This is a genomic window from Blautia sp. AF32-4BH (assembly GCF_003460565.1).
In the GTDB taxonomy this organism is placed as follows: Bacteria; Bacillota; Clostridia; order Lachnospirales; family Lachnospiraceae; genus Fusicatenibacter; species Fusicatenibacter saccharivorans.
Genome location: NZ_QTVL01000005.1, coordinates 144,959 through 163,928, shown reverse-complemented (window position 1 = coordinate 163,928; position 18,970 = coordinate 144,959). Strand labels below are relative to the sequence as shown.

Annotated in this window: 16 protein-coding genes; 14 read left to right on the top strand and 2 right to left on the bottom strand. The window is 49.1% G+C overall.

Going from position 1 to position 18,970, the window contains the following annotated elements; all coding sequences use genetic code 11:
• Nucleotides 1-370: 370 nt before the first annotated feature.
• From DWZ44_RS08400 to DWZ44_RS08370, 7 genes are all read left to right on the top strand, one after another.
• On the top strand, nt 371-1,300 hold the full coding sequence (locus DWZ44_RS08400; protein WP_022461864.1) for an ABC transporter permease: 930 nt from the start codon (nt 371-373) through the stop codon (nt 1,298-1,300).
• 12 nt (nt 1,301-1,312) lie between these two features.
• Nucleotides 1,313-2,233, top strand: a complete 921-nt coding sequence (locus tag DWZ44_RS08395; RefSeq protein WP_022461863.1) for a carbohydrate ABC transporter permease — start codon at nt 1,313-1,315, stop codon at nt 2,231-2,233.
• A gap of 210 nt (nt 2,234-2,443) precedes the next feature.
• A complete protein-coding gene (locus DWZ44_RS08390) occupies nt 2,444-4,027 on the top strand; it encodes an ABC transporter substrate-binding protein (RefSeq protein WP_022461862.1) in 1,584 nt (527 codons plus the stop codon).
• Between the two features lie 188 nt (nt 4,028-4,215).
• Nucleotides 4,216-5,190 carry a LacI family DNA-binding transcriptional regulator gene (locus tag DWZ44_RS08385; protein WP_055227760.1) on the top strand — a complete coding sequence of 325 codons (975 nt, stop codon included), beginning with the start codon at nt 4,216-4,218 and terminating at the stop codon, nt 5,188-5,190.
• Nucleotides 5,191-5,211: 21 nt separating this feature from the next.
• Nucleotides 5,212-6,933: a glycosyl hydrolase 53 family protein gene (locus tag DWZ44_RS08380; protein ID WP_022461860.1), complete on the top strand. Its 1,722-nt coding sequence runs from the start codon at nt 5,212-5,214 to the stop codon at nt 6,931-6,933.
• Between the two features lie 4 nt (nt 6,934-6,937).
• Entirely contained in the window at nt 6,938-9,004 is a 2,067-nt protein-coding gene (locus DWZ44_RS08375; protein ID WP_022461859.1) for a beta-galactosidase, read from the top strand.
• Entirely contained in the window at nt 9,001-11,019 is a 2,019-nt protein-coding gene (locus DWZ44_RS08370) for a beta-galactosidase (RefSeq protein ID WP_055266955.1), read from the top strand. The genes DWZ44_RS08375 and DWZ44_RS08370 overlap by 4 nt, the downstream gene beginning before the upstream one ends.
• A gap of 69 nt (nt 11,020-11,088) precedes the next feature.
• Here the strand turns inward: DWZ44_RS08370 and DWZ44_RS08365 are convergent, their stop codons facing one another.
• Nucleotides 11,089-12,006, bottom strand: coding sequence for a metallophosphoesterase family protein (locus DWZ44_RS08365; protein ID WP_117804631.1), 918 nt, complete (start codon nt 12,004-12,006; stop codon nt 11,089-11,091).
• Nucleotides 12,007-12,209: 203 nt separating this feature from the next.
• Between DWZ44_RS08365 and DWZ44_RS08360 the strand changes: the two genes are divergently transcribed.
• Entirely contained in the window at nt 12,210-12,854 is a 645-nt protein-coding gene (locus DWZ44_RS08360; protein ID WP_117804630.1) for a DUF4317 family protein, read from the top strand.
• A 131-nt stretch (nt 12,855-12,985) separates the two neighbouring features.
• On the opposite strand, the gene DWZ44_RS08355 is transcribed toward DWZ44_RS08360, so the two are convergent.
• The gene (locus DWZ44_RS08355) at nt 12,986-13,414 is read right to left on the bottom strand and encodes a hypothetical protein (RefSeq protein ID WP_117804629.1); all 429 of its coding nucleotides are present in this window, start codon (nt 13,412-13,414) and stop codon (nt 12,986-12,988) included.
• A 167-nt stretch (nt 13,415-13,581) separates the two neighbouring features.
• On the opposite strand from DWZ44_RS08355, the gene DWZ44_RS08350 reads away from it, so the two are divergent.
• From DWZ44_RS08350 to DWZ44_RS08325, 6 genes are all read left to right on the top strand, one after another.
• Entirely contained in the window at nt 13,582-13,815 is a 234-nt protein-coding gene (locus DWZ44_RS08350; RefSeq protein ID WP_117801352.1) for a hypothetical protein, read from the top strand.
• Between the two features lie 37 nt (nt 13,816-13,852).
• On the top strand, nt 13,853-15,076 hold the full coding sequence (locus tag DWZ44_RS08345) for a chloride channel protein (protein WP_117804628.1): 1,224 nt from the start codon (nt 13,853-13,855) through the stop codon (nt 15,074-15,076).
• Between the two features lie 265 nt (nt 15,077-15,341).
• Nucleotides 15,342-16,232 carry a glucose-1-phosphate thymidylyltransferase RfbA gene (gene rfbA, locus DWZ44_RS08340; RefSeq protein WP_022461852.1) on the top strand — a complete coding sequence of 297 codons (891 nt, stop codon included), beginning with the start codon at nt 15,342-15,344 and terminating at the stop codon, nt 16,230-16,232.
• A gap of 181 nt (nt 16,233-16,413) precedes the next feature.
• Nucleotides 16,414-17,283, top strand: a complete 870-nt coding sequence (rfbD, locus tag DWZ44_RS08335) for a dTDP-4-dehydrorhamnose reductase (RefSeq protein WP_022461851.1) — start codon at nt 16,414-16,416, stop codon at nt 17,281-17,283.
• A 268-nt stretch (nt 17,284-17,551) separates the two neighbouring features.
• A complete protein-coding gene (locus tag DWZ44_RS08330) occupies nt 17,552-18,382 on the top strand; it encodes an MFS transporter (protein WP_117804627.1) in 831 nt (276 codons plus the stop codon).
• Nucleotides 18,370-18,912, top strand: coding sequence for a hypothetical protein (locus tag DWZ44_RS08325; protein WP_117804626.1), 543 nt, complete (start codon nt 18,370-18,372; stop codon nt 18,910-18,912). Before DWZ44_RS08330 ends, DWZ44_RS08325 begins: the two co-directional genes overlap by 13 nt.
• The last annotated feature ends 58 nt before the right edge of the window (nt 18,913-18,970 follow it).

Genomic DNA, 18,970 nt, shown 5'->3' with positions numbered 1-18,970 from the left:
GAATAGAAACCAGAAAGTGCGCAACGAAAATGCGAAACGTTGCGCACTTTTTCTTTTCTTACAACGGGATTTTCGGAATTGAGGAAGTTATTTTGCAGAATATTTGGCAGAATACACAAGAAAAAATACGGAATATCAAAAGAGAACGTGAAAATCGCAAACGGTAATGGAAAAATCAATGCGCAACAAGGTAAAACGCTAAAGTTGCGCATTTTGCACAAAAAATAGTAAAACAGTATATTTCGACAAGAAATATCTTATAAAAACTGCGAATTGTAAACAATATGCCGAAATGATATGATAATGGCACAAAGAAAAATAAAGAGTTGAGCAACAAAAAAGTTGCGCAAACAAGAAAGGGAATGAGAAGATGAAAAAGAATGGTTGGAAAGGGTTTTGCAAAAAGCTCTACAAGTACCGGGTATTTCTTCTGATGCTTGCACCGGCAGTAATTTATACCCTGATTTTTTCCTACTACCCGATGACAGGAATTGTAATGGCATTCAAAAAATACTCCTACGCAGGAGGTATCTGGGGAAGCCCGTGGAACGGATTTGATAACTTCAAGTTCTTCTTTAAATCAGGACAGGCCGGACTCGTTACCAGAAATACCGTGCTGTATAATCTGGCATTTATTGCGATCAACACGACGATGCAGATTGCCGTTGCCGTGCTTCTGACCGAGATCCGCAACAAACATTACCGTAAGATCACACAGTCGCTGATGTTTCTGCCGTATTTCATTTCCTGGGTTATCGTAGGAGTTATGGCATTCAATATTTTCAGTTCCGACTACGGTTTTCTAAACCGACTGATTGAAACCTTCGGTGGAACACCAATCAAGTTTTACACGACACCAAAGGCATGGCCGTTTATCCTTGTCTTCTTTAATGTATGGAAGGGAATCGGATACGGTTCTGTTATGTACCTGGCAGCGATTATGGGAATTGACACTTCGATTTATGAAGCAGCCCGCATCGACGGAGCAAACGTGTTCCAGCGAATTTTCAAAGTAACAATCCCGATGATCATGCCGACCACAATCATCCTGCTTCTGCTATCCGTCGGAGGCATCTTCAAAGGAAACTTTGATATGTTCTACAACCTGGTTGGAAGTAACGGTCTTCTGTACAACTACACCGATGTAATTGATACCCTGACGTTCCGTGCCTTAATCAGCAGCAACGACTTCGGAATGTCCGCAGCTGTTGGTCTGTATCAGTCGGTACTGTGCTTTATCACTGTCGTAATCGTAAACAAACTGGTTGGTCTTTATGATAAAGACTACACCTTATTCTAGGAGGGATGAAAAGTGGGATCTTCCAGTCATACAAGTAAAATCAAAAGAGGAAAAGATGCGGTTGCACTTGATATCATCGCGTACGGATTCTGCGGAATCATCGCGCTGGTCTGCCTCGTTCCTTTCATCATGATCGTATCCGGCTCGTTTTCTTCGGAATCGGCCATTATCCAGAACGGTTTCAGCCTTCTGCCGCAGGATTTCAGCCTGGAGGCATACAAAACCGTATTTAAAGATCCTATGGTTGTCTTCCGCGCATACGGCACGACCATCGGTCTGACCATCGTCGGAACGGTACTTGGTCTGCTGCTGCAGACTATGACAGCTTATGTACTGTCACGCAAGGAGTTTGAGTGGAGAAATCAGTTTTCGTTTTTCTTCTACTTTACCACTTTGTTTTCCGGCGGTCTTGTTCCGTACTACGTACTGATGACACAGACCCTGAATCTGCGGGACAGCTACCTTGCACTGCTCCTTCCGCTGCTGTTCAGCGTATACAACCTTCTGATCATGAAGAGTTACATCGTGGGACTTCCGGATTCTCTGATTGAAGCGGCCAAGATTGATGGCTGCGGCGAGTTCCGTATTCTGTTCCGGATTGTAATGCCGCTGATCAAACCGGCACTTGCTACCGTGGGCCTCTTCATTGCACTGGCTTATTGGAATGACTGGTACAATGCGATGCTGTATATCAAAGACACGAACAAGTATCCGCTGCAGTATTTCCTGTATCAGCAGGTTAATGATATTGAGGCATATAAAAAGCTTCTTGCAAACAACGCCGCAGGCTCTGCCGTCAGCGCAATCTCATTGCCGACCCAGTCCCTGAAAATGGCACTTACCATTGTAGTAACCGGCCCGATCGTTCTGGCATATCCGCTGGTACAGAAATACTTTGTACAGGGTATCACAATCGGAGCAGTCAAAGGCTGATACAAATCATGTTAATTTAACTGAATCAAGTAAGTCCCCTGTTTCCATTGCGAAAAGCAATAAGCAGGCGGGTGGGGACTTGCTTGTATCAGGAGGAGTGCAAGCTCCTTCTGATAAACTGCGGAGCAGTTATTCGGTTATGAGCAAGTAGCAAAGCGGATTGCGAATATCCGCTTGAATTACACATTATATTTATGAAGGAGGTTCTTTATGAAAAAGAGCACAAAAAAACTGGTATCTGTATTACTTGCATCCGCAATGGCAGCCGGCATGCTGGCAGGATGCGGTTCCGGCAACGGAAAGGGAAGCACGGGCGACAGCAAAAGCAGCTCCGCAGCTTCCGGCACATCGGGAGACAACCTGAGTGCAGACACTTCGGAGCATGTCGATCTGACGATGTATCTGATCGGCGACCGTACCCCGGATTTTGATGAGGTTTACGCCAAAATCAATGAGATTCTGGAAGAGAAGCTGAACTGCTCTCTGAACGTAGAATTCCTTTCCTGGGGCGAGCATGACACGAAATATTCCCTGCTGTTCTCCTCACAGGAAGATTTTGACCTGATCTTTACCGCATCGAGCTGGTGCCATTACGAGCAGACCGTTTCCCTCGGCGGATTTGCACCGCTTTCTGAGGACTTTATCAAAACGTATGCACCGGATATCTGGGAGGTTGTTCCGGAAATGGCATGGGAGCAGGCAAAGATTGACGGACAAATCTACATGGTTCCGAGCTATGCCAACGAGTTTGGTCAGGAAGTTCTGGCAGTGCGCGGTGACCTGATGGAAAAATACGGTATGGATGATATTACATCCTGGGATGACCTGATGAAGTTCTACAAAGCATGTGCAGCAGACGGTATCTATGCAAGTCAGGGCGGACCGTGGTATCCATTCTTCCAGTCCCAGGGCTATTCCACAACGGGCGGAGCACCGAAGGGCGGCGAGCTGATTCTGTATCATACCCAGGATCCGAAAGATCTTGAATTCCAGTACATCGGTGAATGGGATGCGTTCCGTGAGTACTGCCAGGAGATGAAAGACCTGGTAGACGCCGGAGCATGGTCCAGCGACGTATTAAACAGCAGCGATGAGAGACAGACCGGACTTCTGACCGGAAGAACAGCAAGCATGAGCTGGAATCTCGGAACCTGTCTTACCTACGGAAAACAGGCAAATGAGGAACATCCGGATTGGAATGTAACGATGGTAGACCCGAACAAAAACCTGTCGAAAAAAGTAAACTCTTACATCAACAACGGTGTTGCCATCAACGCAAACAGTAAAAACAAAGAGAGAGCCATGATGGTATTAAATGAATTCTACACCAACCCGGATGTTTACGATCTGGCTATGCTCGGTATCGAAGGAAAGCACTGGGAAGCAGTCGGTGATGATCAGTACAAAGTTATTGATGAGAGCGGCTATGGTGTAGCAAGTAACTGCAACTGGGGATGGAACAACTGCACCATCCAGAGAGAGGAATATCTTGAGAACAGAACGGCTCTGGACGACAAGTATGAAAGCATCAAAGATGCCTTCAACAACAACATCAAAGAAGATCATGTTTACGACGGATTTAACTTTGATTCCAGCAATGTAAGTACACAGTTTGCAGCAGTAGAGGCAGCCATCGACAATTATTATAACCCGCTGATCAACGGTCTCGTTGACGATGTGGACGCTTCCATCGATGCCATGAACGCAGCTATGGACAGCGCCGGAATCCAGGATATTCTGGATGAGATGAACCGTCAGGCAGCAGAGTATGTAGCGGAGAAAGAAGAAAAATAAAACAGTAAAATAAAACAGGGAATGGACGCGCTGGTCTGCCAGAAGCTCCGGCGCGGCCGTTCCTTCTTTTAGAGATCAAGTGATGGTTCAAAAAGCTTTGAGGGATGACTTGATTTCTAACAGCATTCGTATTAAATATAAAAATATAGGAATTTTTCAAATTTAACAGAAAGTGACAGGGTATTTTTATGACACTGGAGGAAATTGCAAAAGAGATAGGGGTATCAAAAAGTACCGTTTCCCGTGCACTGTCCGGTAAGGGCAGAATCGGAGAGAAGACCAGAAACCGGATTCTCGAGGTGGCAAAACGGGGAGAAGAGCGGGAGGAGATGGCGCGGACCCGAACGGTGACGCACAACATCGGCGTGGTACTGCCTTCAGACGTTTATTATGGAAGCGGTGTTTATTTCCAGAACTGTCTGCTCGGCGTCTGCGAATCGGCATCGATGCTCGGGTACAATGTGCTGATTACGACGAGCAACGCGCATGATATTTCAGAGCTGCAGTCGCTGGTGGAGTCGAACCGGGTGGATGGTATGCTCCTGACACGTGCGCTTGAGGATGACCGTGCGCTGCAGTATTTAAGTCAGGCAAATTTCCCGACAGCACTGACGGGAACATGCCGGTATGACAACATTATCCAGGTGGATACCGACAATGAGGGTGCGGCAGAGAAAATGACAACGCTGCTGATCGGAAAGGGATTCCGCAGATTTGCGTTTCTTGTCAAGGATATGAGCTATAACGTAGACCGCAAGCGTCACGAAGGTTTCTGCCGGGCGCTGATTAAAAATGGAATTTCCGAGAAGGATCAGCTTTTCTACAATGGTTCGATCCGTATGGAGTTTCTGGATGCGATCATTGAAAATATTATATCCAAAAAAGTGGAATGCATCATCTGTGGCGACGACGAGATTTGTACGATGGTGATGTCCCGGCTCCAGGCGGAAGGCTATCGAATTCCCAAGGACGTCGCGATTGCTTCGCTCTACAACAGCACCAATCTGGACTGCTATTCCCCTGCAGTTACAGCAGTCAGTGTGGCAGCATCCCAGATGGGAGGCACAGCCGTGCGTCAGCTGATCCAGCGGCTCCGAGGGGAAAATTATGAGAAGAAGACGATGCTGGATTACGACATTTTATTCCGAAAATCGACAAACTAACGTAGCAGGGAGGACAGAACAATGGAATTTCAGAAGGGAATGGATCTATCTTTTATACCGGAGCTGGAAGATGCCGGAGTACAGGTGAAGGACTTTGACGGAACTGTTATGGATCCGCTGGATCTCGTTCAGAAATACGGGGTAAATTCCGTACGGCTCCGTATTTGGAATGCGCCGGAGCATGTCAGGGAGTCCGGCGGATACTGCAGCTATGCGCATACACTGGCGATGGCAAAACGGATCCGGGCACATGGCATGAGCTTTATGCTGGATTTCCATTATTCTGATTTCTGGGCGGATCCCGGTCAGCAGAGAAAGCCGAAAGATTGGGAAAACTTAAGCTTTAAAGAATTAAAAGAGGCTGTTTTTTCTTATACAAGAGATACGCTGACGGCATTAAAAGAGGAGGACGTTCTGCCGGATATTGTTCAGATCGGAAATGAGATCCGAAGCGGCCTTCTGTTTCCGGACGGAGAGCTGCCGGATTATACAAAAATGGTACAGCTTGTAAATGCCGGAATCCGCGGTGCGCGGGCTGCAGCCGGAAAAGATGAGATGCAGGTTATGATCCATCTCGACCAGGGCGGACGGTATTTCTATCTGAAAGAGTGGTTTGACTGTTCCTTTGAGGCAGGACTCGAGGATTTTGACCTGATCGGACTTTCCTATTATCCATTCTGGCACGGCACTTTCACGGATCTGAAAGAGACAATGACGAAGCTGATCCAGGATTACAAAAAGCCGATTATGGTCGTTGAGACGGCGCATGCATGGAGAAAGAGTGCGCATGGGTTTATCGATGAACAGCAGGAAAAAATCGCAGGATTTCCGGCGACGCCTGCCGGACAGAAGCAGGTGCTGGATCTGGTTGCCAATATCGTTGCTTCGCTGCCGGATGAAATGGGGCAGGGTATCTATTACTGGGAACCGATCTGTGTTCCGAAAGACGGTGAGGGCGGCTGGTCGGAAAATATGGGTCTGCTGGAGGAGAAGGGAACCATCATGGAGGGCATTCGTTCTTTCCTGTTTACACGGAATGATGCCTGTCCGGAAAAACCGGCCAAGATTTACGAGCCGGAGCCAATGACCGTAGTAAAAGACGAAGCATGCGGTCTGCCGGAGATGCTCCCGGTTTTGCTGTATGACGGAATGGTGGAGCAGCGGCGGGTAAACTGGAACGAAGTGCCGGACACACGCGTGACAGGCGAATATGATGTGACAGGAAATGTGGAAGGTGTTCCGTTTGCTGCACATGCGAAGATCTGCGTGGTGGAAGAGCTGCCGGAGGCGGAGAATCTGTTGCTCGATGTCGGCTGGGAAGACGGCCTGGCGCGCTGGAACGTAGAAAAATCCGAGGATGCCGTTGCAGTACAGCTGTTTCCGGAGTTTGTCGATCCGTTCCCAGCTCCGCCGGTGAATGCGGTACGCGTAGAAGCACCGAAAAACTTTACGTTTTCGATCTGCCAGACGGTAAAGGTACAGGAGGCAGGAACGTATACATTATCTGTTGCCTTTCAGGGAACCGATACAACAAATGTGGATGTGCGGCTGTTCCTCAATACGGAAGAGGGAAAAGAAGAGACTGTGATTCATCCGACAGAACATGCATGGACCGGCTACAAAGTGACATGCGAAATCAGAAAACCGCAGGAAGTCACTGCCGGAATCCGAATTTCATCGCCGCCGATGTACGGCATGATGCGGAATTTCTGTCTGCAGACAGTAAAAAGAGAGGGACAATAAGACGATGAGAGCAGAGTACAGCTATTGCAGGGATTATCTGATTAAAAATGGAAAACCGTGGTTTCCGGTGATGGGCGAAATGCATTACAGTCGGTACCGCAAAGAGTGGTGGGAGGAATCACTGCGCAAAATAAAGGCGGGCGGAGTTTCTGTCGTCTCGGCCTATGTGATCTGGATTCACCACGAGGAAGAGGAAAATGTGTTTGATTTTGAAGGATGCCGGGATATCGGAACGTTTGTAAGACTGTGCCGGAAAGTCGGACTGTCGGTATTCTTGCGTATCGGACCGTTTGTGCACGGGGAAGTGCGGAACGGCGGATTCCCGGACTGGATCATCGAGAGAGAGAAAGAGGGCATGGCGATCCGCTGTAACAACGAGGAATATCTTGGCTATGTCAGACGGTTCTGGAAAAAGGTTTATGCGCAGGTCGATGGATGCATGGAAAAGGACGGCGGTCCGGTGATCGGTATTCAGATCGAGAATGAGTACGGCCACGTCGGCGGTCTGCAGGGACCGGAGGGCGAGGCGCATATCCGCACATTGACAGCAATGGCAAAGGAAATTGGCTTTGATGTGCCGCTGTACACGGCGACCGGTTGGGGCGGAGCCTGCATCGGCGATCTGCTTCCGGTCATGGGCGGCTACTGTGAAGCACCATGGGATCAGAGAACGTGCGAGATTGAGCCGAACGCAAACTTTGTGTTCAGCCACACAAGGAACGATGCACTGATTGCGTGTGATCATCATGTGGAAAATGCAAACAGTTACAACGAGGAGGATTTTCCGTTTTTGACGGCAGAACTTGGAGGCGGGCTTCAGGTTACCATGCACAGAAGACCGGTGGCGAAGGGATGCGATGTCGGAGCGATGTCTACCGTAAAAATGGGAAGTGGAGCAGGGCTGCTCGGCTACTATATGTACCACGGCGGCAGCAATCCGAAGGGAAAACTGTCCACCCTGCAGGAGAGCCGCGCGACAGGATATCTGAACGACCTGCCGGAGATCAATTACGATTTCAACGCGCCGATCCGGCAGTACGGAACAATCTCGGACAGCTATCGGGAGATCAAGCTGCTGGCGCTGTTTTTGAATGATTTTGGCGAGGATATGGCCTCACTTCGGTCTGAAATTCCAACGATAAGGATTCTGCCGGGAGATATGCACACGGTTCGGACAGCGTGCCGTCACGATGCGGACCATGGATACGTCTTTTTTAACAATTACCAGAGAAGATGGAAGATGGATGATCATCCACAGGTGAAACTGGAGGGACTCCTGGATGGAAAAGCGAGCGTGGGATTTCCGGCATTTGACCTGAAAGAGGGAATGTATGGATTTTTTCCGTACAATATGAAACTAAACGATGCGGTTCTTCACACGGCACTTGCCACACCGCTCTGCGTTTTACATACGAAAAAGGGAGATGCGTTCGTATTTTACGGTGATCTCGACCCGCAGATTCAGTGGGAGGGCGATGCGCGCGCAGAACTCTGCCTGATTTCCCGGCAGGAGGCGCTGAATGCATGGAAGGTGCATCTGGATCAGGATTATCTCGTTCTTTCCGAAAATTATGTCTGGGAAGAAAACGGTGAGCTTGTTGTGACAGGCAGTGGAAAAACCATGATCGCTGTGTATCCGGCAGTGGAAAAAGGCATTGTGGATTTCAAAGAGTGTGGAAAAAGAGGAAACTTTACGCTGTATGAGCGTATTTACAAAGCACAGGAGCCGGAGGCAGAGCTTGTCTGCAAAGAGCAGGATAAAGAGAAAGCAGTATACGAACTGAAGCTTGCTTATCCGGGCGAAAAAAATTATCACGATGCGTTTGCTTTTCTGACCTGGTACGGAAACCGTATGGAAGTGTTTGATGGGGAAGAGAAAATCAACGATTATTTCTATACCGGTCAGGAGGCCCTGTTAAGCCTTGGCTATTTTGAGTTTCCGGAGAAACTGAAACTCGTTGTCTATCCTCTGCATCCGGGTGATCCGATTTTTCTGGAAAAGCAGCCGGATGCAGCGGATGGATGTGCCTGCAAAATTGAGAAGCTGCACGTAGAGACGATATTTCGATGAACAGAGAAAGGAAAACGAACATGAACCAGAGTGGATTTATCTATGGAGGGGATTATAACCCGGAGCAGTGGCTTGCGATGCCGGAAATTCTGGAGCAGGATATCGAATATATGAAGGAGGCGCATATCAACGAGGTGACGCTTGGTGTCTTTTCCTGGTCTGTGCTCGAGCCGGAGGAGGGTGTATACCACCTGGAATGGCTGGAAAAGATCATGGATCAGCTGTATAAGAATGAGATTTCAGTAATTCTCTCGACACCGTCTGCAGCACGCCCGAAGTGGCTTGCAGACAAATACCCGGAGGTACTGCGCGTAAACGCGGACCGCACGAAAAATCTGTTCGGCGGACGCCATAATCACTGTTATACTTCGCCGGTTTACCGGGAAAAGGTGGGGAAAATTGATCGCCTGCTGAGCGAGAAGTTTGGAAAGCACCCGGCGGTAAAAATGTGGCACATTTCGAATGAACTGAGTGGAGAATGCCATTGCCCGCTCTGCCAGAAGGCATTTCAGGGGTGGCTGAAGAAAAAATATGAGACGATTGATGCATTGAATATGTCGTGGAATACAACGTTCTGGAGCCATTCGTATCAGAATTTTGAGCAGATTGAGAGTCCGTCCCCAAAGGGTGAGATGGGGCTTCACGGACTGAATCTTGACTGGAAACGGTTTGTGACAGATCAGACAGCAGACTTTGTTGCCTGGGAAAAAGCAGCGATCCGCGCGGGCGGTTCCGAACTTCCGGTGACAATCAACATGATGTATGATTTCCAGGGACTGAATTATCATAAGTTCAAGGATCTGATTGATGTGGTGTCATGGGATAATTATCCGACCTGGCACAAGGAAGCAGAAGAGGTGACTGCGCTTGATGCGGCACTGCAGCACGATTTTATGCGGAGTTTGATGAAAAAACCGTTCCTTCTGATGGAGTCCTGCCCGACAAGCACGAACTGGCAGAGTGTCAGCAAGCTGAAACGGCCTGGGCTTTTAAAGGCGGCATCGCTGCAGGCAGTGGCGCATGGTTCCGACAGTGTCCAGTATTTCCAGATCCGCCAGAGCCGCGGTGCGAGCGAGAAGTTCCACGGGGCGGTCATTGACCACTACGGCGGAAAGGATACGCGCGTGTTCCGTGAGGTGACAGAGACGGGCGAGGCGCTTTTGGATCTGGCGCAGATTGCGGGAAGCACGACGAAGGCACAGGCTGCAATTTTGCATGACTGCGAAAGCCGCTGGGCCATGGAGGATGCGCAGGGACCACGGAATATGGGACTGCATTACATGAATACCGTGAAGAAAGTATATGGCGGTCTTCGGAAACTGGGTGTGAATGTGGATTTCCTTGATATGGAGGAGAGTCTTTCCGGCTACCGGATTGTCTTTGCACCGATGCTGTATCTGTTTCGGGCCGGAATTGAGGAAAAAATCCGGAATTTCGTGGCAGACGGCGGCACCTTTGTGATGACATACTGGTCGGGAGTTGTGGATGAAAACGACCTCTGTTTCCTCGGCGGAACCCCGCACGGACTGATGGATGTATTCGGCCTGCGGAGCACCGAGCTGGACGCATTGTATGATCAGGATGTGAATGCGGGTGTGGGAGAAGGAAAGACATATGAAATCCGAAATTTCTGCGACCTGGTAAAAACGAACGGTGCCGAAACGCTGCTGGCATACCGTGACGATTTCTATGCGGGATATCCGGCACTGACGAAAAATGTATTTGGAGAGGGCGAGGCGTATTATGTCTGCGCAGATTTTGAACAGGCATTTTACGATGACTTCTGCCGGAAATTGGCAGAAGAAAAAGGCCTGGAACGCGCGGCAGCCGAAATCCCGGAAGGGCTCGATGTTGCAACAAGGGAGGATGAGAAATACAAGTATCTGTTTGTACAGAACTACGGAGCTGAACCGGCTGCATTTCCGATGGATACGGAAACATACCAGCCGATGACGGGAGAGTATGATGGAGTGGTCAGAAGATTTGAGACGGTTGTGTTTCGAAAAGAAAAATAGAAGTTAGGGAATAGAAACAGACGGCAGGCTGTGTGTGAGTACACAGCCTGCCGTCTTTTGAATGGACGGTTATTTCAGTTCCTGTTCCGCCTTTTTCCAGACCTCTTCGTCCAGATCGGTCAGTGCCAGTGCATCGGCGAGTTCACGCACTCGTTTTACGGTGAGATAAAAATAATTCACGCCGCAGGTCAATGTCCGTTTTAAGGAACGGGCAAGGACACTGCCATGCGTTTCCAGCCCGGCGCGGTCGAATTCGGCGAGGTAGCCTTCGAGATCGTAGGGAATCTGAAAACATTCGATCTGCCATGTGCTGTTTTCCAGCGTCAGAATCGCGAAATGGGCATGGCCGCCGACTCCATCAAGCGCAAGCCCAAGGGAACCGGGATTCAGGTATGTTTTTCCGGCATATTCTCTTTGCTCCTGCTTGTGGCTGTGCCCGCCGAGCAGGATTGCGGCATCGAGATTTTCCAGATGGGACAGCAAAAGCTCCGGATGCAGACCGGAATTCCCACGGAGTTCTCCGGGCGCGCCGTGACAGAGACGAAGTGCCGGGAAGAGAGATTCGCGGCAGGTATCCGGTATGATTTCTTCCTGCGGAACAAAAACAGGAATCAGCCGGCCTGACTCATGCATTTTTCCGATCAGAACTCCGTCTGTCGGCAGCTGTTCGAAAAATTCCAGATCCTGTCCGGTAAGATTCCGAAACGTATAATCCAAAAGTCCGCTTGTCGAGGAACCTGCCTTCCAGTTCTGCGGATGCCGGAGATTTTCCAGCAGATATTCTTCCCTGTTTCCCCGCACCAGATAGCAGGGAAACTCCTCCTGCATTTCGCGAAGCACTCTCATCATCCGTTGCGGAAAAGGCCCGTCTGTTACAAAATCTCCCAGCCCGATGATACCGTCGATCTCCTGACTGCGAAGAAATGCCAGCACCTTTGCGAGCGCATAATAATTCCCGTGAAGATCACTGATTACTGCTAATTTCATGTGTCGTCCTTTCTGTGATATTGAGTCAAAAGGTGTTTTGTCCCAACATCTCTCTATATCAAAATTATAAAATGCGAGATACTGTTTCGATTTTATCAGATGGAGAGAAAGAACGCAATTTAAAAACCTGCTGACAGAAAAAGCATGTTATGATAAGATCAAAGGCAGAGAGTTTCGAATATCTTTACTGTCGGAGGGAATGTATGATTAATCGGGAAGACATGCTGGAGCTGACGAGGAGGATGACGCCGGCGCGGACTTCGTTTGTGCGGATGGCGGGTTGCTATACGGATTCGGATGGGGAGTATGACGGCAGTTTCAACATTCATTTTCTGAAACTGTCCGGTTCGGAAAAGGCCAGGAATCTGGCGATTGCCAAGAAAATTCCGTTTGCGGAATCGAATGAGAAGCTGCGGGAATACCGTTTTCCGGAAACATCCCAGGGGCCGGGCAGTATCTGGCAGATGCTGATGGCGCTGCGGGAATGCGGACTGAAGAACGATGCGCTGTTGGAAACGTTCTATGATATCCTGATCGAAGGATTGCAGATTCACGGGGCTTATGCCATTTACATGTTTTATGACCGGTATGATATTCCTGCAAAGGCTTCCGATAAAGAGCGCCTGGGGGAATCCGAGGAGATGTTCCCCTATCTGATCTGCGCTGTCTGCCCGTTGGTTGGAGAATACGAGCCGGGAAATCCTATCTGTGGATTTCTGTTCCCTGCTTTTGTGGACCGGAGCGGAGATCTGGAACGGGTTGATATTTATACAGAGCGTGCAGCGTGGGGCGATCAGATGGCCAGCATTCTTGGCGCGAAGGGCAGAAAATTCAGATGCGGTCTGTAAAAGAAAAAATCAAAAGTGACGGATCAAACCAGGTGCTGATGTGCCTGGCAGTAAAAAAACTTCCCGGCGAACCTGCATATATCGTTCGCCAAGGGAAGTTTTTTAGATACGGGAGCAGCAGAAGTGCATATTTACTGTGCCATCCCCGCTCCATTCTGTGTAGTTGCTCCGTTTTCCTGCGGATTCTGCGTCTCATTGTCGCCGCCGCTTACCACATCGTCCACCGCGCGGCCGACATCCTCAACGCCCTCACCGACACCACGGGTCACATCTTCAGCTGCGTCGCCGACATCATCCCCAAGGGTATTTCCATCCCCGGTATTTGTACCGTTCGTACCGTTGGCATTCCCATCGGTGCCCTCCGTCACATCATTTACATTGTCGTTTGACGGCATCTCTGTCGTATTGACATCGTTTCTGTTATCCGTCTGTCCCATGTCGCTCTCCGTGTTGGTATTGCCATTTCCAGTGTCATTCGTGGTGTTGTTTCCACAGGCCGTCATCCCGGCCAGTAATACCGCCAATGCCAGCGTCATACACACTCTTCTGATTTTTCTCATCTTCAAAATCTCCTTTCCCTAACAGTGTCTGGACAGTTGCTAGTATTTGAAAAATGCCGGAAAATATACGGAAAAAAGAGGCTTTTGGAAATCTTGACAAAGGAAGAAAAAAACACTAAAACAAAAAGTACGAAAACGGACTAAAAACGAAAACAGGATATATCGAAATGGAAGTCAATCCGGCAAACCGGCGGGAAAAAATCATCAGTCTGACTGAAACGGGAAAACAGTATGCGAGAGAGCTGGTTCTTCCGCTGTTTCAGTCCGAGGAGGAAGCTGCGGCGCAGTTTACGGAGCAGGAGATGAAAGAAGTAATCCGGATGCAGGAAAAATTTGCCGATGCACTGGCAAAGAGTATGGAGGAAAAGGTATCCATAGTTCACAATCTGTCCGCTTCGTGATATGATAACAGCAGAATTCGAAAAGGAGAGAAAGAGAATGAAAGAAGAACTGAAGAAATCCCTTCGCACCTACGGCGCCCTGCTGCTGCTCGGTGTGACCGGCGTTCCGCTCGGTGCGGCAGTCGGTCTGATTGAGGCGCTGTTCTGCCGTCTGCTTTTGAAAGTCACGGCTGTTCGCGTGGCACATCTTTTCTGGTGTCTGCCGTTTCTCGCTATGGCAGGTCTTGTGATCGTGGCAGTCAATCAGAAATTCGGTGGCAGGGGAAAAGGAGGCATGAGTCTGATTTTTGATGTAGCGTATGAGGAGGAGACAGAGCTTCCGCTTCGCATGATTCCGCTGGCAATGCTCTCAACGGCGTTGACGCATCTGTTCGGTGGAAGTGCCGGCAGGGAGGGCGTTGCCGTTCAGATCGGTGCTGTGTTTTCCTATTTTGCCGGCAAAAAATTACCGTTTAAAAACGCGCCCGGTATCTTTCTGGTAACCGGTATGGCCGCCGGCTTTGCGGGCATGTTCGGAACGCCGATTGCAGCTGTGATCTTTGCGGTAGAGGTGCTCGCTGCGGGTGAAATGCGGTACGAGGCACTGCTTCCGGCGTTTACTGCATCTTTTTCTGCGAGCACTGTAGCTTCCCTGCTTGGAATCCGCAAAGAAAATCTGGCTGTCCACATCAGCGAAAGCCTGACACCGTTCCTGCTGGTGCGTCTGATTACACTTGGTATTATTTTTGGAATCACAGGCGGCCTCTTCGCCTGGTGCTTAAAGCACACGAAAAAATATCTCGGCGAAAAAATCAAAAATCCGCTGGTGCGTGTTTTCTCCATCGGTGTTATCCTTAGCATTCTGTTCCTGCTTCTGTACCGCGGACGGTATTGCGGCTTTGGAACGAATCTGGTGGAAGCGGTATTTCATGGGGAAAAGGTATATGCATATGACTGGGCGCTGAAATTTATCCTGACAATTCTGACGCTGTCCGCCGGGTTTCAGGGCGGCGAGGTAACACCGCTGTTTACCATCGGAGCAACCCTGGGAGCAGTCCTTGGCAATCTGTTCGGTATTCCGGTGGAGCTTTCCGCGGCGCTTGGCTATGCGGCGGTTTTTGGCGGCGGAACCAACACCTTACTGGCGGCTATTTTCATTGGCGGCGAGATTTTTGGCTACGATTATCTGCCATATTTCTTTATTGTCTGCACCGCGGCCTACGTATTCAACCGCAACAGCTCGATCTATTCCCGCCAGAAACTGACGAAATACAGCTGCTGATAACAGAAACGTCACAAAGTTATCACACACCGTTACGTGTTACAGTTCACTGGTGCCCAGCGAACTGTAACATTCGCAACCCTCATTTAAAGTTTTGCTTCGCAAAAGGAGGGTTGCTCACACCTGAAACATGTTCTTACGCAGCGAAACAGCAAGTGTTTCACTGCTGGGTGAACAGTAACGGTTACGTTACGATACGGGTTGACGCGTTTCCGGGAATGAGGTTATACTAGAGGTATCATATACGAAAAAGGAGTAACGAATTATGAAAGGTATCGTACTTGCCGGAGGTTCCGGCACACGTCTTTATCCGTTAACTATGGTAACATCGAAACAGCTTCTCCCGATCTATGACAAGCCGATGATCTATTATCCGCTGTCTGTTCTTATGAATGCAGGCATCCGCGACATCCTGATCATCTCCACCCCGCAGGACACCCCGCGTTTCGAGGCACTGCTCGGTGACGGCCATCAGTTCGGTGTACAGCTTTCCTACAAGGTACAGCCAAGCCCGGACGGACTGGCACAGGCCTTCATCATCGGCGAGGAGTTCATCGGGGATGATTCCGTTGCCATGGTGCTCGGCGACAACATCTTCTTCGGACACGGTCTGAACAAACGCCTGAAAGCAGCAGTAGAAAACGCTGAGACCGGAAAAGGCGCAACCGTATTCGGCTATTATGTAGATGATCCGGAGCGTTTCGGGATCGTAGAATTTGACTCCGAGGGAAAAGCCATCTCCATCGAAGAGAAACCGGAGAAACCGAAATCAAACTATTGTGTTACAGGTCTGTACTTCTATGACAACAAAGTCGTAGAGTATGCAAAGAACCTGAAACCGTCACCGCGCGGAGAACTTGAGATCACCGACCTGAACCGGATCTATCTGGAAGACGGCAGCCTGAACGTTGAGCTTCTCGGACAGGGCTTCACCTGGCTGGATACCGGTACACATGAGAGTCTGGTAGAGGCAACCAACTTCGTAAAAACCATCGAGACCCATCAGCACCGCAAGATTGCGTGCCTCGAGGAGATCGGTTACCTGAACGGCTGGATCGGCAAAGACCAGCTTCTGACCGACATCGAGCCGCTGAAGAAAAACCAGTACGGCCAGTACCTGATGGACGTGATGAACGGAAAATATATCGACAAATAAAAGCGAACAGCGTTGAAGAAAACTGCCCCGGAAGAAAAATCCGGGGCAGTTTTTGAAAAAAAGTGCTTGACCATGACATAACGTCATCCTTTATACTCATGGTACAAACAGAAAATCAGACTGAAAAACAAGAGACAGACAAAACATAACGATAACAAAATCAGAAAAAAGGAGAACCATTATGAGAGTATTTGTAACAGGTGTAAAAGGCCAGCTCGGCCATGACGTCATGAATGAACTTGCAAAACGCGGTCATGAAGGAATCGGCGTTGATATTGAAGAAATGGATATCACCGATGCAGAAAGCGTAAGAAAAGTCATTACCGAAGCAAACCCGGATGTCGTAATCCACTGTGCAGCATGGACCGCTGTAGACCTTGCTGAGGATGATGACAAAAAAGAAAAAGTACATCAGGTCAATGCAGTCGGAACCGAGAACATCGCAAAAGTCTGCCATGACCTTGACTGCAAAATGATCTACATCTCCACCGACTACGTATTCGACGGCCAGGGTACCCGCCCGTGGGAGCCGGATGATGAGCGTCATCCGCTGAACGTATACGGCCAGACGAAATACGAGGGAGAGCTCGCGGTAGAGAAATGGGTGAAAAAATTCTACATCGTCCGCATCGCATGGGTATTCGGCGTGAACGGAAAGAACTTCATCAAGACCATGCTGAACCTTGGAAAGACACACGATCATCTGACTGTTGTAGATGATCAGGTAGGAAGCCCGACCTACACCTACGACCTGTCCCGCCTGCTTGTTGACATGGCAGAGAAAGAGAACTACGGCCGCTACCATGCAACAAACGAGGGACTCTGCTCCTGGTATGAGTTCGCCTGCGAGATTTTCAAACAGGCCGCTGAGATCGATCCGGCTTACGGAAAAGTAAGTGTATCACCGGTAAGCTCTGACCAGTACCCGGCAAAAGCAAAACGTCCGTCCAACAGCCGCATGAGCAAAGAGAAACTGACCGAGAACGGATTCGAAAAACTGCCGACCTGGCAGGATGCGCTGCACAGATATCTGCGCGAGATCGAATTCTGATAGCAAACCCCGAAAATAACGCAAGTTTCTGAGATTGCTATAAACATTTCCAATAGGCGGAGCCCCAGGTAAAACGGGGGCTCCTTTTTCTTATGCCAAACCCATGCATTCAACAGGAAGAATGCCCTTTTTTCTTTTGTGAATATTGACAGAAAATGCCGTTAAAATTCTCACATCGGATCCGGGTATTTCTGTTGACATTTGAACATGCAATTGCCATTATGAAAGCAGAATCTTTACGTATCCGGCAGGGGGCAGGAACGTGAAGATGACAAAAGAAGGCATGGGGGATGAAGCAATGAAAAAGAGTCTGTTTTACCGGGCAAAAAAGATGCCGCCATCTGCGCAGATCATGCTGCTGTTTGCCGTCGAGGGTGTATTTCTGCAATATATCACATCGATTAACGGTTTCGGTCTGAATCTGTATGCGACAAACATGGGTGCAACCGACAGTCAGATCGGCATTATCCAGATGGTGCCGAACATTGTAGCGTGTGCAGCATTGCTGCCGCTTGGAATTCTGGCGGATCGTCTGAAGTCGACAAAGACGATACCGATGCTTACGCTTCTTGTGATGTGTGCCGGCTATGCATTTCTTGGAAGTGTACCGGCACTCGGCGAGAGACGTATGGAGCTGTTTTTTGTATCACTGGCATTTACTGCGGGGGCACTTGCTATTTACAATGCGCAGTGGCAGGCAATGTTCGGTGCTGCGGTTTCACTGCGGCAGCGAAACGATGTCTATGCCTTTCGGAATCAGTTCATGTTTGTGATTGGCATTCTTGCACCGGTGATCTGCGGGATTCTGATGGGAAGATGCCACACGGCCGATGGAAAACTTCTGGTACTCCGAAGCTTCTTTTATCTGTGTGCTGTCTGCGTTTTGTTGCAGGCCGCTGCAATCAAAAAAATTCCGGTGAAACAGCAGGAGGAGGGCAAAGCTCCGGCAGAAGCGGGAAATGCATCCTCACGTTTTTCTGTTTCTGACCTGCTGGAGGCGATCACAAGTGTGGGAAAAATAAAGCATTGCGCTGGTTCTTCGTGCCGGTGGTCTTTTTCTATATCACCTGGCAGCTTGACTGGAGCATGTGGTATTTAGGACAGGTCAAATACTGCAAAATGTCGGAGATGACACTTTCCATCTGCAACGGTGTTTTCAATATCGGTCAGCTTGCGGCAGTTGGAATGATCGCGAAGGTTGTCCGGAAAAAATCGCCGGATTTTGCACTGATTTTCGCCGGGATCGGTCTTTGCTTCTGCCCGGTTATTATGATTTTGGTTCCACATTTACCGTTGGCGTACCGCGGGGTTACTTTTATTGTTCTGATGACGGTTCTGAACGCTCCACAGTGTGCCGTTGCACTCTGCACGGTACAGATTCTTTTAAATGCCGCACCGGAAAAGAACCGTTCGCTTTTGATCAGCCTCTTTACGATGATGACGACGCTGACCAACAGTGTTCTGCCGTTGCTTGGTGTCCGTCTGTATACGGCACTTGGGGCAGATCTTACGGCACTGTACCGGTTCAACCTGATAGATCTTGGGGTTCGCATTTTATCCACACTCGGGCTGATATGGCGTTATCAGAAGGCGAAAAAAGATGGCTTTCTGACAAAGATTTCGGATTGAGACGGGCCGTAAAAGCCGAAAATAACATTTACAACAGGAACGATATCGTGTATGATAA